The 19,177-nt window shown below is 61.9% G+C and carries 17 protein-coding genes and 1 pseudogene; 8 read left to right on the forward strand and 10 right to left on the reverse strand.

Annotated elements, in window-relative coordinates; genetic code table 11:
* Positions 1-8 precede the first annotated feature (8 nt).
* Together ACZRMO_RS01460 and ACZRMO_RS01465 are read right to left on the reverse strand one after the other, a co-directional pair.
* On the reverse strand, positions 9-3,104 hold the full coding sequence (locus ACZRMO_RS01460; RefSeq protein ID WP_463971650.1) for a multidrug efflux RND transporter permease subunit: 3,096 nt from the start codon (positions 3,102-3,104) through the stop codon (positions 9-11).
* Positions 3,101-4,270: an efflux RND transporter periplasmic adaptor subunit gene (locus ACZRMO_RS01465; protein ID WP_463971651.1), complete on the reverse strand. Its 1,170-nt coding sequence runs from the start codon at positions 4,268-4,270 to the stop codon at positions 3,101-3,103. Before ACZRMO_RS01465 ends, ACZRMO_RS01460 begins: the two co-directional genes overlap by 4 nt.
* A gap of 215 nt (positions 4,271-4,485) precedes the next feature.
* On the opposite strand from ACZRMO_RS01465, the gene ACZRMO_RS01470 reads away from it, so the two are divergent.
* The 4 genes and pseudogenes from ACZRMO_RS01470 (at position 4,486) to ACZRMO_RS01485 (ending at position 7,367) form a co-directional block, all read left to right on the forward strand.
* Positions 4,486-4,719: a hypothetical protein gene (locus ACZRMO_RS01470; protein WP_124527420.1), complete on the forward strand. Its 234-nt coding sequence runs from the start codon at positions 4,486-4,488 to the stop codon at positions 4,717-4,719.
* Between the two features lie 167 nt (positions 4,720-4,886).
* Entirely contained in the window at positions 4,887-5,684 is a 798-nt protein-coding gene (locus ACZRMO_RS01475) for a transporter substrate-binding domain-containing protein (RefSeq protein WP_463971652.1), read from the forward strand.
* 108 nt (positions 5,685-5,792) lie between these two features.
* Positions 5,793-6,074: pseudogene (locus tag ACZRMO_RS01480) on the forward strand (PAS domain-containing protein); the annotation flags it as partial.
* Positions 6,075-6,293: 219 nt separating this feature from the next.
* Positions 6,294-7,367 carry a methyl-accepting chemotaxis protein gene (locus ACZRMO_RS01485; protein WP_463972114.1) on the forward strand — a complete coding sequence of 358 codons (1,074 nt, stop codon included), beginning with the start codon at positions 6,294-6,296 and terminating at the stop codon, positions 7,365-7,367.
* Between the two features lie 109 nt (positions 7,368-7,476).
* Here ACZRMO_RS01485 and ACZRMO_RS01490 read toward each other — a convergent pair whose 3' ends face one another.
* From ACZRMO_RS01490 to ACZRMO_RS01515, 6 genes are all read right to left on the reverse strand, one after another.
* Positions 7,477-8,220, reverse strand: coding sequence for a YkgJ family cysteine cluster protein (locus ACZRMO_RS01490; protein ID WP_463971653.1), 744 nt, complete (start codon positions 8,218-8,220; stop codon positions 7,477-7,479).
* Between the two features lie 107 nt (positions 8,221-8,327).
* Positions 8,328-8,810: a GNAT family N-acetyltransferase gene (locus tag ACZRMO_RS01495; RefSeq protein ID WP_463971654.1), complete on the reverse strand. Its 483-nt coding sequence runs from the start codon at positions 8,808-8,810 to the stop codon at positions 8,328-8,330.
* On the reverse strand, positions 8,807-9,709 hold the full coding sequence (locus tag ACZRMO_RS01500; protein ID WP_124527415.1) for a chemotaxis protein CheV: 903 nt from the start codon (positions 9,707-9,709) through the stop codon (positions 8,807-8,809). The genes ACZRMO_RS01495 and ACZRMO_RS01500 overlap by 4 nt, the downstream gene beginning before the upstream one ends.
* A gap of 212 nt (positions 9,710-9,921) precedes the next feature.
* Positions 9,922-10,896, reverse strand: a complete 975-nt coding sequence (locus ACZRMO_RS01505) for a 2-hydroxyacid dehydrogenase (RefSeq protein ID WP_463971655.1) — start codon at positions 10,894-10,896, stop codon at positions 9,922-9,924.
* 99 nt (positions 10,897-10,995) lie between these two features.
* Positions 10,996-11,424: a hypothetical protein gene (locus ACZRMO_RS01510; protein WP_463971656.1), complete on the reverse strand. Its 429-nt coding sequence runs from the start codon at positions 11,422-11,424 to the stop codon at positions 10,996-10,998.
* Between the two features lie 145 nt (positions 11,425-11,569).
* On the reverse strand, positions 11,570-12,538 hold the full coding sequence (locus ACZRMO_RS01515) for a LysR family transcriptional regulator (protein ID WP_463971657.1): 969 nt from the start codon (positions 12,536-12,538) through the stop codon (positions 11,570-11,572).
* Positions 12,539-12,720: 182 nt separating this feature from the next.
* Here ACZRMO_RS01515 and ACZRMO_RS01520 point away from each other — a divergent pair, with 182 nt between their 5' ends.
* From ACZRMO_RS01520 to ACZRMO_RS01535, 4 genes are read left to right on the forward strand one after another with little or no spacing between them, the layout of a single operon-like run.
* Positions 12,721-14,232, forward strand: coding sequence for an efflux transporter outer membrane subunit (locus ACZRMO_RS01520; protein ID WP_463971658.1), 1,512 nt, complete (start codon positions 12,721-12,723; stop codon positions 14,230-14,232).
* A gap of 10 nt (positions 14,233-14,242) precedes the next feature.
* Entirely contained in the window at positions 14,243-16,420 is a 2,178-nt protein-coding gene (locus ACZRMO_RS01525) for an FUSC family protein (RefSeq protein ID WP_463971659.1), read from the forward strand.
* Positions 16,410-16,610, forward strand: a complete 201-nt coding sequence (locus ACZRMO_RS01530) for a DUF1656 domain-containing protein (RefSeq protein WP_463971660.1) — start codon at positions 16,410-16,412, stop codon at positions 16,608-16,610. The genes ACZRMO_RS01525 and ACZRMO_RS01530 overlap by 11 nt, the downstream gene beginning before the upstream one ends.
* 10 nt (positions 16,611-16,620) lie before the next feature.
* Complete coding sequence (locus tag ACZRMO_RS01535; RefSeq protein ID WP_463971661.1) at positions 16,621-17,481, forward strand: efflux RND transporter periplasmic adaptor subunit; 861 nt, start codon at positions 16,621-16,623, stop codon at positions 17,479-17,481.
* 126 nt (positions 17,482-17,607) lie between these two features.
* Here the strand turns inward: ACZRMO_RS01535 and ACZRMO_RS01540 are convergent, their stop codons facing one another.
* Both ACZRMO_RS01540 and ACZRMO_RS01545 read right to left on the reverse strand, forming a co-directional pair.
* Positions 17,608-18,069 carry a hypothetical protein gene (locus ACZRMO_RS01540; protein WP_463971662.1) on the reverse strand — a complete coding sequence of 154 codons (462 nt, stop codon included), beginning with the start codon at positions 18,067-18,069 and terminating at the stop codon, positions 17,608-17,610.
* Positions 18,059-18,985: an NAD synthetase gene (locus ACZRMO_RS01545; RefSeq protein WP_463971663.1), complete on the reverse strand. Its 927-nt coding sequence runs from the start codon at positions 18,983-18,985 to the stop codon at positions 18,059-18,061. Before ACZRMO_RS01545 ends, ACZRMO_RS01540 begins: the two co-directional genes overlap by 11 nt.
* Positions 18,986-19,177: the final 192 nt, after the last annotated feature.

Here is a 19,177-nt window from a genome sequence, read left to right on the forward strand (position 1 = left end):
CCTAGGCCTTAATGTGTGGTCGCCAGCTCAAGGGCTGGTTTGGGCCTGTGGAAAAACTTCTCAAGGTACAAGTATATGACCGGTGTGGTGAACAGCGTCAGCGCCTGGCTCACCAGCAGGCCGCCGACCACCGCGATACCCAGCGGCTGGCGCAGCTCCGCGCCGGCGCCGTAGCCGAGCATCAGCGGCAAAGCACCGAGCAACGCGGCGAGGGAGGTCATGATGATTGGCCGGAACCGCGTGATACAGGCTTCGAAGATTGCATCATGAGGCGATAATCCCCGTTCGCGCTGGGCCTCCAGGGCGAAGTCGATCAGCAGGATGCCGTTTTTCTTGACGATGCCGATCAACAGCACCAGGCCGATCAGCGCCATGATCGAAAAGTCCTGGCCCAACAGCCACAGCATGATCAGTGCTCCCAGGCCCGCCGAGGGCAACGTCGAGATGATCGTCAGCGGGTGTACAAAGCTCTCATACAACACGCCGAGAATGATGTAGACCGCCACCAGCGCCGCAAGGATCAGCCACGGTTGGCTGGCCAGCGAGCTTTGGAACGCCTGCGCCGCGCCCTGGAAGTTGCCGATGATCGAAGCCGGCATGCCGATCTCGTTTTTCGCCTGGTTGAGTAGGATCACCGCATCCCCCAACGCCACGCCGGGCGCCAGGTTGAACGACAGGTTGGCCGCCGGGAACATGCCGTCATGGCTGATGGACAACGGCCCGACCGTGGGCGCATCCACCGTGGCCACGGCCGACAGCGGCACCATCTCATTGGTCAGCGGCGAGCGCAGGTAGAAGTAGTTCAGGCTTTCGGCCTTGCCGCGTTGTTGGGTGTCCAGTTCCAGCACCACTTGGTACTGGTTGATTTCGGTCTGGAACTCGTTGACCTGGCGCTGGCCGAAGGCGTCGTACAGCGCCTGGTCGACATCGGTGGCGGTCAGGCCGAAACGTGCGGCGGCGCGACGGTCGATGCTGATGTGGGTGATGCTGCCGCCCAATTGCAGGTCGTTGGAAATATCGCGGAAGGCGGGGATTGACCGCAGTTTTTCGGTGAGGCGCTGGGTCCAGGTGTTCAGCGTCGCCCCGTCATTGCTTTTGAGCACGTACTGGTACTGGCTGCGGCTGGGGCCGGAGCTGAGGTTGATGTCCTGGCCGGCGCGCAGGTACAGGACGATCCCCGGTACCTTGGCCAGCTTGGGCCGGATGCGGTCGATAAATTGGCTGGCGGACACATCCCGGTCACCACGGTCCACGAGGGAGATCCAGAAGCGGCCGTTGGCGATGGTCTGGTTGCTGCCGGTCACACCCACCGAGTGGGAGAACGCCCGTACGGCCGGGTCATCCTTCATGATTTCTGCCAGCGCCTTGTGCTTGGCGACCATGTCCGGGTAAGACACATCCGCCGCCGCTTCGCTGGTGCCGAGGATAAAACCGGTGTCCTGCACCGGGAAGAAACCCTTGGGGATAAACACATAACCCACCACAGCCAATGCCAGGGTCAGCATGAAAATGCCCGCCATCGTGCGTTGGTGGGCGAGGGCGCGGCGCAGGGTGCGTTCGTAAGCCGCCAGCAGGCGCTCGCCAAAACCGGGCTTGTCGTGGGGGCGATGGCTCGGCGCTTTCATGAACAGTGCGGCCAATGTCGGGGCCAATGTCAGGGACACCACCACGGAAATCAGAATGGTCGAGGTGGCGGTCAAGGCAAACTCCTTGAACAGCCTGCCGACCACCCCGCCCATGAACAGCAACGGAATGAAAGCCGCCACCAGTGACACGCTGATGGACACCACGGTAAAGCCGATTTCGCTGGCGCCCTTGAGCGCCGCCTCGCGTTTGTCCAGGCCGGTTTCGAGGTGGCGATGAATGTTCTCTACCACCACGATTGCATCGTCCACCACAAACCCCACGGCCACCACGATGGCCACCAGGGTCAGGTTGTTCAGGCTGAAACCCAGCACATACATCAGGGCAAAACTGGCGATCAGTGACACCCCCAACACACTGGACACAATCAGCGTTGCCGACCACTGGCGCAGGAAAATCGCCATCACCCCGACCACCAGCAAGACGGCGATCAGCAGGGTCATTTCCACTTCGTGCAACGAGGCGCGGATGGTGGTGGTGCGGTCCATCAATACGCTGACCTGCACCGACGCGGGCAGCATCGCCTCCAGGCGCGGCAGCTCGGCCTGGATACGCTCGACGGTCTCGACAATGTTGGCGCCGGGTTGGCGGGTGATCACCAGGTTGACGCCGGGCGTGTCCACGGCCCACGCCTGGACGTAGGCGTTTTCCGAACCGTTGACCACTTTGGCCACATCACGCAGCTGCACCGGGGCGCCGTTCTTGTAGGAGATGATCAGGTCGCCGTATTCATCCGGGTGAAACAGTTGGTCGTTGGTCGCCAGGGTCGAGACGCTGTTCTTGCCGTACAGCGCGCCCTTGGCCAGGTTGAGGCTCGATTGCTGGATGGCGAGGCGCACGTCGGCCAAGGTCAGGCCGATGGCGGCGAGTTTGTCGGGCGAGGCCTGCACCCGGATCGCCGGGCGTTGCTGGCCGGTGATGTTGATTTGGCCGACGCCGTCGATCTGGCTGATCTGCCGGGCCAGCAGGGTTTCCACCAGGTCACTCAGTTCGGTGCCGGGCATGTCGTGGGAGCTGACACTGAGAATGAGTACCGGGCTGTCCGCCGGGTTGACCTTGCGCCAGGTCGGCAGGCTTGGCATATCGCTGGGCAGTTTGCCGGCTGCGGTGTTGATCGCCGCCTGGACTTCCTGCGCAGCAGTGTCGATGCTTTTGTCGAGGGTGAATTGCAGGGTCAGCAGGCTGGAGCCCAAGGCGCTGCTGGAGGTCATCTGGGTCATGCCGGGGATGGCACTGAATTGCACCTCCAGCGGCGTGGCGACCGACGAGGCCATGGTGTCGGGGCTGGCGCCGGGTAACTGTGCGGTGACCTGGATCGTCGGAAATTCCGCTTCCGGCAGTGGGGCGATGGGTAGCTTAGGGAAGGCAATCAGCCCAAGCAGCACCAGGGCGAACGTCAACAGCAAGGTGGCGACCGGGCGGTCGATGCACCAGGCGGAAATCGAACCCCGCGACGTCATGGTTGCACCTGGATATCGGCGGTCTGGTTCACCTGGGGCGTGTCCTTGAGAATCTCCACCTGTGCCCCCGCCTTGAGCCGCGACTGACCGTCGCTGACCAGCACATCACCGGCCTGGATGCCCTTGAGGATATTGCGATCGCTGTCCTGATACACCACCTGCACCGGCACGATTTCCACCTTGTCGCCGTTGACGCGGTACACGAAGTGCGCGTCGAGGCCGCGTTGCACCACGGTGGGCGGGACGGCGAGGGCGTTGCGGTCGAGTGCGGTCTGGATCTTGACCGTCACCAGTTGCCCAGGCCACAGCTTCTGCGCGTTGTTGCGGAACTCGGCCTTGACGCGGATGGTGCCGGTGGTGCTGCTGATCTGGTTGTCGATCAGGCTCAAGCGGCCCTGGCCCAGCAGGTCGCTGTTGGCGCCCTCGGTATCGGCACCCAGGAAGGCATCGACGCGGGCGGGGTCGCTGGCGGCGATCAGGCCTTGCAGTGTCGGCAGCATCTGCTGCGGCAGGGAGAACTCGATGGCAATCGGGTCGATCTGGGTCACTGAGAACAGGCCCTGGGCGTCGCTCATGCGCAGGAAGTTGCCTTCATCCACGGTGCGAATGCCAACGCGACCTGTGACTGGCGAGTGTATTTGGGTGTAGGAAAGTTGTACCTGGGCAGAATCGATAGCGGCCTGGTTACCTTGCACCGTCGCCTTCAACTGGTTGACCAGCGCTTGTTGCTGGTCGTAGGTCTGCTTCGACACGCCGTCATCGACGCTCAGGTCCTTGTAGCGCTTGAGATTGACCAGCGCCACTTGCAGTTGCGCCTGGCTTTGTCCCAATTGCGCCCTGGCCTGGTCGAGGCTGGCGCGGATCGAACGGTCGTCGATGGTTGCCAGCAGGTCGCCGGCCTCGACCAACTGACCCTCCTTGACCAGCAACTTGGTGAGAACGCCATCAATCTGCGGGCGGATTACCACGCTGTGCAGTGACAGCACCGAGCCGATCCCCGTGACATAACGTGGCAGGTCTTGCTCAACGACTTTCATCACCCGAACTGGCACGGCCGTGGAAGCCACCAACCTGGTCTTGGCGGGCCGGGTCAACGCCCAGGCCGCGACAGCCAGTACCAGTAGGACTGCCACGATCAATACAGTTCTTCTTTTAAGGGTGTGCATGCTTGTAAGGCGCCAGGGCAGGGAATGGAGAGACGGGGGAGTATTTATAGCGCGTAGACCCGGTCAGTAAAGTGACCGCTATCTGACAGCCACGACAGTTAGCTCCTGACCATTCGTACGACGTTGGTCAAAGATCTGAGGTGCGCAGGTATACTTCCTGCCATTGTGGCTCGCAACTCGGGTCCGCATCATTTTTTGCACGCTCCGGAGCGCTCATGACTTCCCCGACACAAACCCCTATTGAAGCGGTCGACCTCGTCGAATCGGCCAATGCCGACGGCGTTGAAAAAGCCGAGATTCCGGCCTTCAAGTTTCCGTTTAAACCCGGTGAACTATCGGGTGCCAAGAATGCTGCCCAGCCTTGGTACAAAAACGGCGCAAAGAACGGCCACACCAAGTCCCCAGGCATGGCGCCACCGGGTACTCGTCGTTCCATGGGTAAACGCTAAGAGTAGAATCCACGTTATGTAGTGGTTATTGCCTACAGCTAGTGCTGACGTTTCTGATTGTAGGCCCACGTCTTTTTCTTGAAAGCTTTCACGCCGCCTCTTCTCCCCGGTTTTTTCATCGGACTGGGTGAAGGTGGCGCCGGCTTTTCTGGAAAAGGACGTTCCTGATGGTACTTGTCTACCTGCGTATTTCCCTCGTCGTGCTGTTGTTGGGCGTGCTCACCAGCGCCAACACGCTGGCCGAAGAGCCGGCACGCCGCGAAATCCGCTTCGCCGTCGCCGCGCAGTTCCCCCCGTTCCAAAGCCGTGACAGCCAAGGGCAGATGGTGGGCTTGAACATCGATTTGGGGAATGCGTTGTGCCAGCAACTCAATGTGCGTTGCATCTGGGTCGATCAGGTCCTGGTGGAAAATTTTCCGGCCCTTGAAGCGCGGCAGTTCGACGCGATCATGGGCATGGCTCCTACGTCCAGACGGCGCCTGCGGGTGAGCTTCACCGAAGACCTCTATCCCTTTACCACGCGCCTGGTGGCGCGCAAGGCTTCTGGCTTGCTGCCGACCAAGCAGTCACTCAAAGGCAAGCGTGTCGGGGTGCTATTGAAGAGTAATCGCGAGGCTTTCGCGCTGGCGAAGTGGGCGCCGGCCGGCGTAATCGTCAAGAGTTTCTGGCTCAACGAGGATCTGGTCCGCAGCCTGGTGGCCGGCGACATCGATGCAACATTGCAAGGCACCGTAGAAATTCGCGAGGCCCTGCTCGACACCGCCGATGGTGAGGATTTCGACTTCCTCGGGCCGGCCGTCTCAGCGCAATTGTTGGGTAATAGCGTGGCGATTGCGGTGCGCAAGCCCGATACGGCGTTGCGCAGCGACCTCAACCGCGCCCTTGAGCAACTGATCCACAACGGCGAGTACCAGCGGATCATCCAACCCTATCGCCTGGATGACAGCCCTTCCGCCACGCAATGATGGCGAACTAATTGCGCAGAACATGCGCTGGATCAGTATTTGCCCCCTCCGTGCGCTTAGAGTCGGTCGCCCTGCCGACTCCTTCAACAATCACGAGCGCGCTTATCCATGAAAATCAATCTGCCGGTTACCGGTCGAAGTGTGGACTTTGCCCCTGACGCCAATATCCTCTCGACCACCGACCTGACCAGCGCGATTACCTACGCCAACGAGGACTTTATCAACGTCTGCGGGTACCGCCGTGAGGAGCTGATCGGCGCGTCGCATAACCTCCTGCGCCATCCCGACATGCCGGCTGCGGCGTTCGCACACATGTGGAAAACCTTGAAAAGCGGGCGCTCGTGGATGGGCATGGTGAAAAACCGCTGTAAGAACGGTGACCACTATTGGGTCAGCGCCTACGCCACACCGGTGACCCGAGATGGCGTGACGGTGGAGTACCAATCGGTGCGCACCAAGCCCGATGCGCGCAGGGTGGCAGCAGCAGAACGTGCCTACACGCGGCTGCGGGCGGGCAAGCGACGGCGCTTGCCGAGGCTCGGCCTGGGGGTGAAATTAACGGCTTGGGTGGCTGCTACCAGTAGCGTGACCTGGGCGCTGGGGCTGGGCTTGGCCACCTATTCGCTGGCCTGGCAACTGCTGGCGTTGGTGGCTGGCTGCGCGGTCGGCGCGGTGGGTGTTAAAGCTATCCTGCGGCCTTTGGCACAATTGGATCAACGGGCTCGCGCAATCGCCGACAACCCCTTGAGCCAGGGGATCTACACCGGGCGCGATGATGAATGCGGGCAGATCGAATTTGCCCTGCACATGCTCGAAGCCCAAGTGGGCGCAGTGGTCGGGCGGATCGGCGACGCGTCCCTGCGCCTGTCTGGGCATGCGGCGCAACTGGTCGAGCAGTTGGACAGCAGCCACACCAGTAGCCTGGGCCAGCAGACCCAGACCGATCAGGTTGCGGCGGCGATCCACCAGATGGCGGCGAGCGTGGCCGAGGTGGCCAACCATGCCGTCGAGGCTTCAAAGGCGGCGGGCCAGGCGGGCGATGAAACCCGTGAAGGCCATTTGCGGGTGGATGAAAGTCGCGATGCGGTGTTGCGCCTGTCGCAGGAGCTGGCCCGCGCGACCGAGGTGATTCATCAACTGGAAAGCCACAGCGGTGAAATCAGCGGTGTGCTGGAGGTGATCCGCACCATTGCCGAACAAACCAACCTGCTGGCGCTCAATGCCGCCATCGAAGCGGCGCGGGCAGGTGAGCAGGGCCGTGGTTTTGCCGTGGTCGCCGATGAAGTGCGCGGCCTGGCGCAACGCACCCAGCAATCGACCAACGAAATCCAGCGCATGATCAGCACCCTGCAAGGCGGCGCGCGGGATGCGGTGCAGGCCATGGCGCAAAGCAGCGAGCATGTCGATGCCAGCGTCGAGCAGGCGCAACGGGCGGCAGCGGCCCTGGACGGGATCAGCCAGCGTGTTGGCCAGATCACCGCCATGAGCCAGCAGATTGCGGCGGCGGTGGAGGAGCAAAGTGCGGTGAGTGAAGATATCAATCGCAATATCGTCGGTATTCGCAATGCCGGGGAGGCCACTGTCAGTGCGGGGCAGCAGAGCCAGCTCAGTTCTGGGGATGTGGCGGCGTTGGCGGAGGATTTGCGGCAGTTGGCGCAGGAGTTTTGGGGCAAGCGGCACTAGCTGGGACTTGTAGTGAATGTGCGGGCCTCATCGCGGGTAAGCCCGCTCCCACAGGGGATCGCATTCCAACCTGTGGGAGCGGGCTTGCCCGCGATGAGGCCAGTAAGCCCTACGCGGCCCTCAACGAAATAAACGCATAGTTCGCCGGCACCTCAGTCGCCAACTGCGCCCCCGCCTCCAACAGCTGCCCGGCGATATCGGTCGCGGACACATGAAACACCCACTCACCGGCCACCGCCGGCCGCTCCACCGCCAACTCAATCGCCTGGGCAAACGCGCTCATGTCCGGCAGATACGCGGTAAACCCATCGCCCTTGAGCGCAGTGGTACGGATACCCAGCAAGGCACATACCGCTTCCTTGGTCTGCACGTCGTCGCGGTCGGCCTGGCGTGAGCGCTGGATCAACGCGGCCAACTGCGGATCCGCCAGCTCACCGCCGACGATCAACGCCGGGCCCTGTTCCCACGATTCGGGCGGGCAGTCCTTGGCGCCAGGGTTCAACGGAATATGCGGATTGATCTCCATCGGGTAGATCCGGCACACCAACGGCCGCCGCTCATAGATGCGACACAGGTTGTCTTCGTCAAGATTCCGGCAGCGTCCGGCGTTGTAGGCGGCAAAGGTGATTGCCACAAACGCCTCGGTGTTGCCGCTGGGCACCACCACCGAACGGCGTTCGGCATGTTCGCGTTGTTGTACGGGCAGGCCCAGGCCGCTGGCCAGGAAACCTTCTACCAAAACGATGACATTGCCGCCGTCCGCCGCCCACATACGGGCTTCGTCGAGGGTCAGGGGCACATGGTGGTCGGTGCAGCACTTGCCACAACCGACGCAGGAAAAATGGGTGTTCATGGCGGATCTGTCACCAGGCTAGGTCAGAGGGCTCGCTGGAACGGTGACGGGTTTTTACCTCTGTTCACCGTATTGCCACTCTGGAAGCAAGTTGTGCGCCAGTGCCTTCAGTCCGCTGCCACTACGTCGCGTAGGACAAGTCGCATTTCTGCGCTGGCGTAGAGCTTGCGCGCGCGCAGGTTGCTCTCCAGCACCTTGAGGTCCACATAGGGTTCGCCGCGTTGCTTGAATACCTGGAAGCTGTGCAGCAACAACGCGCGGCCCAGCCCTTGACCTTGGGCGCAGGGATGAACGGCAAGATTCTTGATAAAGGCGCTGGTCCAGCATTGCGCGACGCCAAGGATGCCGTCGGCGTTACTGGCGACCAGGCACAGCGTGGGGTCGAACTCGGCATCGCTGACGAACTGCTGGCGCCATTCCTCCAGGTTTGGCACGCGGCCGCCGCCCTGGTCCTGGGTCATGCGCAATACCGCATGAATCGCCGGGGCCAGCTCGTCGCGGTAATGATCCAACTGCGTGCCGGCCGGCCATTGCGGCGCGGGCAGGCTGGCGGTGAGATCGCGGCGCAGCAGTTGGAAATATTCGCTCACAGGCCTTTTTGCGCCACTGTTTGCGCGGCCACCACCAGGCACTTGGTCAACTCGGGCGACGAGAATTTGGTCAGCACCGAGTCGGCACCGGCCAGGCGGGCTTTTTCGCTGTTCATCGCGCTGTCCAGAGAGGTGTGCAGCAGCACGTAGAGGTCCTTGAAATCCGGGGTTTCACGCAGGGTGCGGGTGAGCGCATAGCCGTCCATTTCGGACATCTCGATATCTGACACCACCACGTTGATCTGCTCGGCCGTGCCTTGCAGCTCCAGCAGCACATCGATGGCTTCCTTGGCGCTGCGCGCGGTGTGGCACGTCAGGCCGAGGTTGCGCAAGGTATGCACGGATTGTTGCAGCGCCACCTGGCTGTCGTCCACCACGAGGATGCGGGCATTGCCCAGCACTTCGGCTTCTTCCATGGTCAGGTCGGTCGGCGCGGCTTCGATCGGCGCCGGGGCGATGCCGTGGATGACTTTCTCGATATCCAGCACCTGCACCAGGCCGCCTTCCACCTGGGTCACCCCGGTGATAAACGCGCGGTTGCCGCCAGAGCCATAGGGCGGCGGGCGGATGTCGGTGGTCAGGCAATGCACGATCTTGCTCACTGCCTGCACATGCAGGCCCTGCTTGGAGCGGCTCACATCGGTGACGATCAGGCAGCCACCGTCCGGGTCTTGCAGGGGCATTTCCCCCAGGGCACGGCTGAGGTCGATCACCGACAGCGAAGCCCCGCGCAGGATGGCGATGCCTTTGACGTGGGGGTGCGACTCCGGCAGCTTGGTCAGCGGCGGGCAGGGAATGATTTCACTGACTTTCAGCAGGTTGATTGCCATCAGCTTGCCACTGCGCAAGGTAAAGAGCAGAAGCGAGAGTGAATCTGCGCGGGCTTTGGTGGTGGACATAAAAACCTTCTGTGGATCAGGGATGATGATCTATACAGAGTTATCGACTTGGGGGAGCCAGGCTTTAACCGGATTTTGTGTGGACTCGGTCTTAATGTGGGAGCGGGCTTGCTCGCGAATGCGGTGGGTCAGACAACACATCTGTGCCTGATACACCGCATTCGCGAGCAAGCCCGCTCCCACACAAGCCCGCTTCCACAGGGAGATTTATGTCAGCCTTTCCACACTTGCGGGTTCACCAGATCCTGAGGGCGCTGGCCCAGTAGGGCACTGCGCAGGTTCTCCAGAGCACGATTGGCCATGGCCTCACGGGTTTCATGGGTCGCCGAGCCGATATGCGGCAAGGTCACCGCATTGCTCAGCTGGAACAACGGCGACTCCGCCAGCGGCTCCTGCTCATACACATCCAACCCCGCCCCGCGAATCCGCTGGGTTTGCAGCGCTTCGATCAGCGCCGGCTCATCCACCACTGGGCCACGGGAGATGTTGATCAGGATCGCGCTGGATTTCATCAGGCCCAGCTCGCGGGTGCTGATCAGGTGGCGGGTCTTGTCGCTCAATGGCACCACCAGGCACACAAAGTCTGCTTCGGCGAGCAACTGGTCGAGGCTGCGGAACTGCGCGCCCAGCTCCTGTTCCAGTGCCGTCTTGCGGCTGTTGCCGCTATAGAGGATCGGCATGTTGAACCCCAGGCGCCCGCGGCGGGCCACGGCCGCGCCGATATTGCCCATGCCGACGATGCCCAGGGTCTTGCCGTGCACATCGCAGCCAAACAACGGCGCGCCAACGCTGGCTTTCCACTGGCCGGCCTTGGTCCAGGCGTCCAGCTCGGCGACGCGGCGTGCGCTGCTCATCAGCAGGGCGAACGCCAGGTCGGCGGTGCTTTCGGTGAGCACGTCAGGGGTGTTGGTGAGCATGATCCCGCGTTCAGTGAAGTACGGCACGTCGTAGTTGTCATAGCCCACTGATACGCTGGACACCACTTCCAGCTTGCCCGCGCCTTCGAGTTGCGCACGGCCCAGCTTGCGGCCCACACCGATCAGGCCGTGGGCGTGGGGCAGGGCTTCATTGAACTGCGCGTTGATGTCACCCAGCTTGGGGTTGGGCGCGATCACCTCGAAATCCTCTTGCAGGCGTTCGATCATTGGCGGGGTGATGCGGCTGAAGGCGAGGACAGTCTTTTTCATTGCAGGCGGGCTCATCGACTACGGGAGAATGCCAAGCAAGCTAACATTCCTCGTGGCGATTGGGCAGCCTGCGCCGCAGAAACTGCTGTGGGTACGGCCTTAATTGGGGTCGTAGTTGATCAACCCGTCCACTGACAATGGCGGCTCGTTACCCTTTTGCACCGAAAGCTTGAAGGTGGCATGCACCGCGTTGTTGGAAGGATCAGAACGGATGACGGTTACCCCACCGGAATGATCAACGCCGCTGTAAGTGATCGTCGTACTGGAACCTGATTGGTGGGTGGTCTCCGAGTAGGCGAAGTGCGCGAAGTGTTCGCTGCCTTGTTCGTAAGGGGTGTCGCCGAGGGGGATATAGACGCCCAACGTTATTGCGATTGACCTGGATAGGTTCGCGTCAACGTCTTCGACGGCCTTGATAATGGTGAAGAAAGGATTCACTGAGTACGAGATTTGCGTCGCGGTAAACCGAGGTTTTGTCGCTATCGTGGCGGTGCATTCGCGAACGGCGGAGGGAGAGGAAGACGACATGGCGGAACTCCACAGTGAGATTCCGCTTTATTGTCAGAAGTTGAGCCATTCGCTTCTACTGTCATAAATAACAGTTATCGGCATTTTTTCAGATCTTTCTACGATAAGGGTAATTGCCGGCGCTGTTTACGAACACGGCTGCGACTCAAGTGGTCAACCGCACGGCCCCCAACCCCCCACTCAACTCATACGCCGCCAACTCCGCCTGATGCGCCGCGAGAATCTCCGGCAACGACCCGCGCAGGTATTCCACCCACGTCTTGATCTTCGCATCCAGGTACTGGCGCGACGGGTAGATGGCGTACAGGTTCAGCTCCTGGGAGCGGTACGTCGGCATCACCCGTACCAGGGTGCCGTTGCGCAGGCCTTCAATGGCCGCATACACCGGCAACAGGCCAACGCCCATGCCGCTGGTGATCGCGGTTTTCATCGCGTCGGCCGAGTTGACCAGGAACGGCGAGCTGTTGATGGCCACGCTTTCCTGGCCTTCGGGGCCGTTGAAGGTCCACTTGTCCAGCTGGATCACCGGGCTGACCAGGCGCAGGCAGGCGTGGTTGAGCAAGTCAGTGGGGCGTTGCGCACAGCCCTTGGCCTTGACGTAATCCGGCGAGGCGCAGGCGATGCTGTAGGTGATACCCAGGCGTTGGGAGACGAAACCCGAATCCGGCAGCTCGCTGGCCAGCACGATGGACACGTCGTAGCCCTCGTCGAGCAGGTCCGGCACGCGGTTGGCCAGGGTCAGGTCGAAGGTCACGTCCGGGTGGGTGCGGCGGTAGCGGGCGATGGCGTCGATCACGAAGTGCTGGCCGATGCCGGTCATGGTGTGCACTTTCAACTGCCCGGCGGGGCGCGCGTGGGCGTCGCTGGCTTCGGCTTCGGCCTCTTCGACGTAGGCCAGGATCTGTTCGCAGCGCAGCAAATAACGTTTACCGGCTTCGGTCAGCGCGATGCGGCGGGTGGTGCGGTTGAGCAAGCGGGTTTGCAGGTGGGCCTCCAGGTTGGAGACCGCGCGCGAGACGTTGGCTGTGGTGGTGTCCAGTTGCGCGGCGGCGGCGGTGAAGCTGCCGGCCTCGGCCACGCAACTGAAAGCGCGCATGTTTTGCAAAGTGTCCATGGGGTGTTCTCAAGGGAGATAGCAAATTGTGACAGAAAGTTACGCCGTCCAGTGATCCCTACCAACGGATTATCGCTTGAACGGTAACAAAGATTCACAGGAATGCCAGCTTATCGTCCTCAGTGCCGCCGCCTAGAATTGCGCCACCTACCCCGCAATACCACCTCAGGAATTCGTTCGCCGTGCCGCGTCGCATCAGCAGAGAGTTCAAGACTCTCAGTGTTTGGGCCTTATCGTTAGCAATCAGCGGCTGCATCGGAACCGGAGGAATCGCCCCCCAAGGCCAGGCCCTCAGCGCCAATACCCTGGCCACCGACGAAGCAATCCAGAGCGCCGCCAGGGATGCCCATTGGCCCACCGCCCAATGGTGGCAAGCCTACGGCGACCCGCAACTCAACCACTGGGTGGCCCTCGCCACGCACAACAGCCCGAGCATGGCCATGGCCGCCGCGCGCGTTCGCGAAGCACGGGCCATGGCCGGGATTGCCGAGTCGGCCGAGTCGTTGCAGATCAACAGCAATACCACCCTCAAACGCCACAACTGGCCGAAGGATCAGTTCTACGGCCCCGGCGAGTTGAGCGGTGCCAACACCTGGGACAACAATTCGTCCCTGGGCCTGAGCTATGCCCTCGACCTGTGGGGCCGCGAAAGCAACACCAGCGAACGTGCCGTGGACCTGGCCCATATGAGCGCTGCCGAAGCACGCCAGGCTCAGCTTGAGCTGCAGAACAATGTGGTGCGCGCCTATATCCAGCTGTCGTTGCACTACGCCAACCGCGACATCGTTGCGGCCACCCTGGCCCAACAACAACAGATTCTCGATTTGGCCAACAAGCGCCTGGACGCCGGGATCGGCACGCACTTCGACGTCAGCCAGGCCGAAACCCCGTTGCCGGAAACCCATCGCCAACTGGACGCCCTCGATGAAGAAATCGCCCTGAGCCGCAACCAGCTCGCGGCCTTGGCGGGCAAAGGCCCGGGGGAGGGCGCGCAGCTGCAACGGCCGAGCCTGGCCCTGGCCGCGCCGCTGAAATTGCCGTCGAGCCTGCCCGCCCAATTGCTCGGCCAGCGTCCGGACGTGGTCGCCAGCCGCTGGCAGGTCGCGGCCCAGGCCCGTGGCATCGATGTGGCCCACGCCGGCTTTTATCCCAACGTCGACCTGGTCGGCAGCCTCGGCTACATGGCCACCGGCGGCGGCATGCTGGAGTTTCTCGCCGGCAAGAAATTCAACTACAACGTCGGCCCGGCGATCACCTTGCCGATCTTCGATGGCGGGCGTCTGCGTGCCGAATTGGGCGAAGCCAGCGCGGGCTACGACATCGCCGTGGCCAAGTACAACCAGACCCTGGTCAATGCGCTCAAGGGCATCAGCGACCAATTGATCCGCCGCGAGTCCATGGATAAGCAATCGTCATTCGCCGCGCAATCGGTGGCCTCGGCGCAGAAAACCTACGACATCGCGATGATCGCCTACCAGCGCGGCCTCACCGATTACCTCAATGTGCTCAATGCGCAGACCTTGCTGTTTCACCAGCAGCAGATCGCGCAACAGGTCCAGGCCGCACGCCTGACGGCCCATGCCGAACTGGTCACCGCCTTGGGCGGCGGCCTCCAGGCCGGCGACGACGTGCCGCAAGACACCAAGACCCTCCCGAGCAAGACCCCGGCGGCGCTCGCCGTGTTTGATCACTGAGTAGGATTTGATGACTCCCTTGCCTGTACCGCTGCGCTGGCTGCACGCCCTTGAGTGGCGTCGCGGTTTCTTCGACTGGGCACGCAGCGACGGCGTGACCTGGGTGTATATCTTCAAGGTGCTGATCGCTGCGTTCCTCACGCTGTGGCTGGCCATGCGCCTGGAACTGCCGCAACCGCGTACCGCGATGATCACCGTGTTTATCGTGATGCAGCCGCAGAGCGGCCAGGTGTTTGCCAAGAGTTTCTACCGTTTCCTCGGCACCTTGGCGGGGTCGGCGGTGATGGTGTTGCTGATCGCCTTGTTTGCGCAGAACACTGAATTGTTCCTCGGCGCATTGGCGATCTGGGTGGGCGTCTGCACGGCGGGCGCGACCCGTAATCGCAACTTCCGCGCCTATGGTTTTGTATTGGCCGGCTATACCGCAGCGATGGTGGGATTACCCGCCCTGGCGCACCCGGACGGCGCGTTCATGGCGGCGGTGTGGCGGGTGCTGGAAATCTCCCTGGGCATTCTGTGCTCCACCCTGGTCAGCGCCGCGATCCTGCCGCAGACCTCCAGCGCCGCCATGCGCAACGCCCTGTACCAACGCTTCGGCGTGTTTGCGCTATTCGTCACCGACGGCCTGCGTGGGCGTAGCCAGCGTGAAGGATTCGAGGCCAGCAACGTGCGGTTTATCGCCGAAGCCGTGGGCCTGGAAGGGCTGCGCAGCCTCACGGTGTTCGAAGACCCGCACATGCGCCGGCGCAATGGCCGGCTCAGTCGCCTCAACAGCGAATTCATGAGCATCACCACGCGCTTCAACGCCTTGCACCAGTTGCTTGAGCGGTTGCGCACGGATGCGGCCGATCATGTGGTCGCGGCGATCAAGCCGGGCTTGCACGACCTTGCCGAAGTGCTCGACGGCTTCTCTGGTCGCGCCCTCACCAGCCCGGATGCGGCCCGATTGGTGGCGCAACTCGCCGCCTACAAGGACGACTTGCCCGCCAAGGTGCGCAGCCTGCGGGCGGTATTCCAGGAAGGCGAGCCCACCGAGGCGGAGCAGCTGGATTTCCACACGGCCTATGAGTTGCTCTATCGCTTCGTCGACGACCTGCACAACTACGCGCTGACCCACGCGTCCCTGGCCGATCACAGCCACGCCCGCGAAGACTGGGACGAACCCTACACGCCGAAAACCAACTGGCTGGCCTGCGCCGCCTCGGGGATTCGTGCGTCGTTCATCCTTATCGTGCTCGGCAGTTATTGGGTCGCCACCGCCTGGCCCAGCGGCGCGACCATGACCCTGATCGCAGCGGCCACCGTCGGCCTGTCCGCCGCCACGCCCAACCCCAAGCGCATGGCCTTCCAGATGGCCTGCGGCACCTTGATCGGGGCGCTGGTGGGCTTTGTCGAAATGTTCTTCGTGTTCCCGTGGATCGACGGCTTCCCGCTGCTATGCGTGATGCTCGCACCGGTGATCATTCTCGGCGCCTTCCTCGCGTCACGCCCGCAATACGCCGGGGTAGGCGTCGGCCTGCTGATCTTCTTCAGCACCGGCTCGGTGCCGGACAACCTCACGGTCTACAACCCCTACACCTTTATCAACGACTATATCGCGATGATCATCGGCATGCTCGTCTGCGCGGCGGCGGGGGCGATCATCCTGCCGCCCAACAGCCGCTGGCTGTGGCGCCGCCTGGAGCAGGACCTGCGCGAGCAAGTGGTGTATGCCATCAGCGGCAAGCTCAAGGGCCTGGCGTCGAGTTTCGAAAGCCGCACCCGCGACTTGCTGCACCAGGCCTATGGCCTCGCCGTCGGCCAGCCGCAGGTGCAGCGCGACCTGCTGCGCTGGATGTTTGTAGTGCTGGAAGTCGGCCACGCGATCATCGAGTTGCGCAAGGAGCAGGCGATTTTGCCGATTCATCCGGCGTATGCCGAGTCCCAGCCGTGGCGCCAGGCGATCCGCGTGATGGGCCGCTCGCTGGTGCGCCTGTTCCTGCAACCCAGCGCGAGCAACCTGGAGCGCGGCCTGATCGCCGTGGACCATGCGATCAGCCGCGTGCAGGCCACCGACGAACCCTTCGCCCCGCACTTCGATACCTCGGCCCTGCGCCGCGTGAAGAGCTACCTGCACTTTATCCGCACCTCGCTGCTGGACCCGCAATCGCCCCTCGCTGCCCTCAAAGGAGCTGCGCATGCCCCGTGAAATCGCGTTCCACGGCATCTACATGCCGACCATGACCCTGATGTTCCTGATCGCGGCCGCCGTGGCCTGGGCCCTGGACCGCTTCCTGGCCGGGTTCGACCTGTACCGTTTTTTCTGGCACCCGGCGTTGCTGCGCCTGAGCCTGTTCGTTTGCCTGTTCGGCGCCCTCGCGCTGACCGTCTACCGTTGAGAATGCCCCGATGAAAAAGTTTTTCAGCCTGCTCGCCACCTTGCTGGTACTGGCTCTGGCGATCTGGATTGGCCGCACGTTGTGGGTGCACTACATGCAAACCCCGTGGACCCGCGACGGCCGCGTGCGCGCCGACATCATCAACGTCGCCGCCGATGTTACTGGTGAAGTGGTGGACGTGCCGGTGCGCGACAACCAGCTAGTCAAAAAGGGCGACCTGCTGATGCAGATCGACCCCGAGCACTACCGCATCGCCGTCAAACAGGCGCAATCGCTGGTGGCGTCACGCAAAGCCACCTGGGAAATGCGCAAGGTCAACGCCCACCGCCGCGCCGACCTCGACGCCCTGGTGATCTCCAAGGAAAACCGCGACGACGCCAGCAACATCGCCGACTCCGCCCTGGCCGATTACCAGCACGCGCTGGCGCAACTGGAAGCGGCTGAGCTGAACCTCAAGCGCACCCAGGTGCTGGCGGCGGTGGACGGTTATGTCACCAACCTCAACGTGCATCGCGGCGACTATGCGCGCATCGGCGAGGCGAAAATGGCTGTGGTGGATATGAATTCCTTCTGGGTCTACGGCTTCTTCGAAGAAACCAAGCTGCCCCATGTGAAGGTGGGCGACAAAGCCGACATGCAGCTCATGAGCGGCGAGACCTTGAAGGGCCATGTGGAAAGCATCTCGCGGGGCATCTACGACCGTGACAACCCCGAAAGCCGCGAGTTGGTGGCGGATGTGAACCCGACGTTCAACTGGGTGCGGTTGGCGCAACGGGTGCCGGTGCGGATTCATATTGATGAAGTGCCGGAAGGCGTACTGCTGGCTGCCGGTATTACCTGCACCGTGATCGTTAACCAAACACACAACTGAATGTGGGGCTTGTGTGGCGAGGGAGCTTGCTCCCGCTCGACTGCGTAGCAGTCGCCGGCTGTTGGGTTTGGGGGCGCTTCGCACCCCAGCGGGAGCAAGCTCCCTCGCCACACTGAGTCAGTCATGTCAGTGACTGAGCGACCCGGCGGCTCTGGTTTTGCGTCGGCGCTTGACCCGCAGCATGCTGACGAAACGACGGTGGTTTCTTGTCTGGAGCATCACTAGGCAGGCCAGGGATTGGAACAGAGGGAATACTGCAAACATCGTCACGGGGTGGTTCCCAAGATAGTCCGCCGACAGCAAAGCGTTCAAAACAGCGACGCAGACGAGCAATGGCGGCCCTAGTCGAAACCCAGCCGCTACCAGGGCTAGCCCAATGCACATTGCGAGTAGCAATACCAAACTGGCCGCTACTGCGTATTCGCTGGGGAGATAATTTATTCGTGCGTAATACGTCAGGCTATGTGAGAGGTTGCCTGAAATGGCGACCATATTCATGGACACCGCACTTCCCACAGTGAATGCAAAACGTTGGGTGTAACGACGCAATGTTCGTGGTGCTTGCACGGTGTCGATGTTATTGCTCATGGCTGCCGAACTCCTCGTAAATAGCAATGACGACGTGGTTGATATTTCCCGAAATGCCGCTGCCCATTACCGCAAACGCGGCGCCCACCTGATCGGCCAGTTGAATGAAAATGTCCCGACGTAGTTGGGCATTGCTGAAGCGTTTGGGGAGTTTCCCGGCCAACTGCATTAACCGGATCATTTCGCGAGGACGGCGAATGTTTTGTAGACGCAGAACTTCACTTGTCAGTTTTGCGCGTTCCTGGCGGCTCATGCGCCTCAAAATGTCATTCAGGTCGCGGCCCGTGGTGGTTTTGATAGTCATGACGGTCTTTACCGTGGCAAACGTCGTGCTACCCGCGCCCACCAGCGAAATGCCGTCCAAGGCTAGAGTCATCGCCTGATACCAACTCAGGCTGTCGTAAAAATCGTTTTCGGCTGGGTTGGTTAGCTCTTTGTAGGTTCGCCATAAGCCGTTGGCACATTGCATGGCACTGGCGGCGGAAGCTGTATAAGCAATGTAAGTGACGGCAAGACTAACGCCTGCACTTAAGGGCGCCGCTGCGATGCCTGCCCTGGCAACGAAGATTCCAATCGCAGCCCCGGCGCATGAAAACGCCAGCCCTGATGCCTCCTTCCATAACTGCGACTCACGCGGCGAGTTTGCCGCCAGCTTTGCGTACTCATCAGCAGTCATTATCTGCCCGGTCACCTCCCGCAAAATCACGCGCTTGGGCCTGACACTGCACAGCGGTACAAACTCCCGGAGCACCGTCACCTGATAATCACTGCCAATATGCACCACCCCAGCCCCGACGATGGCCGGGTCGGCGTCAATGGTTTGATAGAGTTTTGGCAGGTCCAGCAGGCTGGTCAGTCGCTGGCGCGTGGTGGTGTGCGCGGTTGGCACGCCGCTTTGCAGGAAATCCCTTGGCATCCTTTCACCTGTGGGTAGACAGAGGTGAAAGAGCCTGAGGATTGGTTCCTTGAAATGATGTCAGGCGGTTCGCTGTTTCTTGTAGTACCTGGCCCTACGAACCCAACACAAATCTAAAAATGTGGGAGCGGGCTTGCTCGCGAATGCGGTGGTTCAGCAACAAATGTGTCGTCTGACACACCGCATTCGCGA

The sequence above is a fragment of the Pseudomonas sp. B611 genome (genome assembly GCF_055407965.1).